Source organism: Rhizobium sp. SEMIA 4085 (genome assembly GCF_013004495.1).
Lineage (GTDB): Bacteria > Pseudomonadota > Alphaproteobacteria > Rhizobiales > Rhizobiaceae > Rhizobium > Rhizobium gallicum.
In genome coordinates this window covers 1-2,307 of sequence record NZ_JABEPH010000583.1, presented here as the reverse complement: position 1 = coordinate 2,307, position 2,307 = coordinate 1, and the positions used below count along the sequence as shown (strand labels likewise).

Here is a 2,307-nt window from a genome sequence, read left to right as displayed (position 1 = left end):
GAAATGATCAATCTTAGAGGGGACACTCTCAACTCTCCACATCATCACTTCCTTCCCGAAACGGTATCCAAGCATGAGGTCGGCCTTTCGCCATCGACGAGCGAACAGGGCAATTGAGGGGTCGCAGCCGGTGCTCGCCGTCACTTCGACGGGAATCTTAGACTTAAGGGCAAAGAGGCGAGCCCATGACGCCGGTCTATTTTGTCAGTGATGCGCGAGCAATTTGGGCCCATAGGTTCATCGCTGCTACTCCCAGTTCGCGACGATGGCTCGTGGTGAGGTCATGGGGTGGGGTGTGGAACAGGGTGGAGCCGAAGCACTACATCCGGCATGAACTCTCGTTTTACAGCGTGGTAGGATCGAAGCTTGTCGTTGGCGAAGGTACGACCAAATTACTCTGCCCACAGGCGGATCGTCTGGTGCGAGACAATGATCCCAGGACCGGCCAGCATGTCCTCGATCACCCGCAGGCGCAAAAGCAAAACGGAAAGAAAGCCACACCGCGTGCGCAATAATTTCAGCAGGAAAGCGGCGGGGGCGATAAAGCGGGTCACGGGTTGTCATGCCCAATCATCGCACAGCGAACCCAAGGTCCGTTCCCCCCGTTGGCACCTGCGAAACGCGCTTTTCTTGTGCTGTATCGGAGACTGCGAACGTAGTAGTTCCGCTCTCCCGCTGGGGGCATGTAGAACGTCTGCTTGCCAGATACGAAACATTCGACAACGCCGCCGCCGCGGCTGCATCCTCTACACGAGGGCCGCGTTCATCGATCTCGCGGCAATAATCGATCAGGGCTTCGATGGTCACCATGAGAAGGTTGTGGCGCGCGGCGAATTCGCTGAGTTCGGGAAGACGCGCCATAGTGCCGTCGTCGTTGGCGATTTCGCAGATGACACCCGCTGGCTCGAGCCCGGCCAGCCGCGCGAAATCCACCGCGGCTTCCGTATGGCCGGGGCGTCCGAGAACACCCGACGGGTTTGCCCGCAGGGGGAATATGTGGCCTGGCCGGGACAGGTCCTCCGGCGTCGTTGATGCGTCGGCGAGCGCCCTGATGGTCTTGGCGCGGTCTTCTGCGGAAATCCCGGTCGATACGCCGTCTATCAGGTCGACTGACACCGTGAACGCTGTCTGCATAGAATCCGAGTTGCGCTCCACCATGAGCGGGATATCCAGTTCGTCCAACCGGTCCCCGGTCATCGGAACGCAGATCAGGCCGCGCGCATAACGCATCATGAAGGCAACATGATCGTTTCTCACCTTGTCCGCGGCAACGAGGATGTCGCCTTCGTTTTCCCGGTCTTCGTCGTCCACGACGATGATCATCTCTCCGGCGGCGATTGCTTTAACCGCGCTCTCGATGGAAGCAAACTTCATGTTCTTCTCCTTGAACTAAACATGGCCCAGAGTGCGTGCGAGTTGGCGGTCGACCCGCTCCCGAAGTTCCGCAGACGGTGCCGAATCGGGGAAGTCGCCGTCCATCGCGTAGATGAAGTCACCGCGAACCTCGGCTTTGAAGAAGCCCATCAATGAGCGCAGGTGAGCCTCGACATGCTCGCCATGGGCCTCGGCCTTACCCGTTGCGAATATCAAAACGGGTTTCCCCTGCAGGGCTGTCATTTCGAAGAGGTCGAAAAGATGCTTGAGAAGGCCGGTCATCGAGGACTTGAAGACCGGCGTACCCACGATGAGGACGTCTGAAGACTGGATTGCGTCAAGAACGTTCGCGAGTCCAACAGGAGCCTCCGAACGCCACAGGGTGGTTCCCAACACCGGGAGAACATCGACCAGGTCAAACAGATACCGTGTGTGACCGGGCGGGACGCTCGAGAGTGCGTATTCCCCGAGCGCCCGCGTCTTCGAGGGGCGCGAGACATTGCCGGTTATCGCGACAATCTTCATTTTGGCGACCCTCCGATCAGATCTGGTTGCGGATATGCGGGGTGCGAGCGTAGACCGCCACCATCGGCACGATCAGCAGACCCACGATCGCCTGTTGCGCGGCAAAACTCAGGCCCAGCCCGACCAGCAGGGACGTCATTACAGTCAATACGAGTACCCCGAGAACGGTTGCCCCGTATCCGCCTGCGCCTCCAAGCAACGAGGTGCCGCCGATCACAACGGCCGCAACGGTGGTGAAGAGATAGGGGTCTCCGACGCCAACGAAGCCGCCGCCGGAAAACCCGAGCAGCAATACCCCCGTTAGCGCCGACATGGCCCCACTGATACCGTGAATGCTGGTCCAGACCTTGGTTTCGGAAATTCCAAGCCGTGCCGCTGCAGTCCTGCTGCCCCCAACCGCGTAGATGG

The 2,307-nt window shown here is 59.6% G+C and carries 2 protein-coding genes and 2 pseudogenes; all 4 read right to left on the bottom strand.

Going from position 1 to position 2,307, the window contains the following annotated elements; all coding sequences use genetic code 11:
• Positions 1-410: 410 nt before the first annotated feature.
• Positions 411-564: pseudogene (locus tag C9413_RS34040) on the bottom strand (IS6 family transposase); the annotation flags it as partial.
• A gap of 6 nt (positions 565-570) precedes the next feature.
• Entirely contained in the window at positions 571-1,374 is an 804-nt protein-coding gene (ribB, locus tag C9413_RS31255; RefSeq protein ID WP_074070628.1) for a 3,4-dihydroxy-2-butanone-4-phosphate synthase, read from the bottom strand.
• Positions 1,375-1,389: 15 nt separating this feature from the next.
• Positions 1,390-1,899 carry an NADPH-dependent FMN reductase gene (locus tag C9413_RS31250; protein WP_040114019.1) on the bottom strand — a complete coding sequence of 170 codons (510 nt, stop codon included), beginning with the start codon at positions 1,897-1,899 and terminating at the stop codon, positions 1,390-1,392.
• Positions 1,900-1,915: 16 nt separating this feature from the next.
• Positions 1,916-2,307 (bottom strand): annotated as a pseudogene (locus tag C9413_RS31245) (ABC transporter permease); the annotation flags it as partial.

Excerpts from the sequence above, each read along its gene's own strand:
- ribB (WP_074070628.1), bottom strand. The coding sequence starts at position 1,374 with ATGAAGTTTGCTTCCATCGAGAGCGCGGTTAAAGCAATCGCCGCCGGA.
- C9413_RS31250 (WP_040114019.1), bottom strand. The coding sequence starts at position 1,899 with ATGAAGATTGTCGCGATAACCGGCAATGTCTCGCGCCCCTCGAAGACG.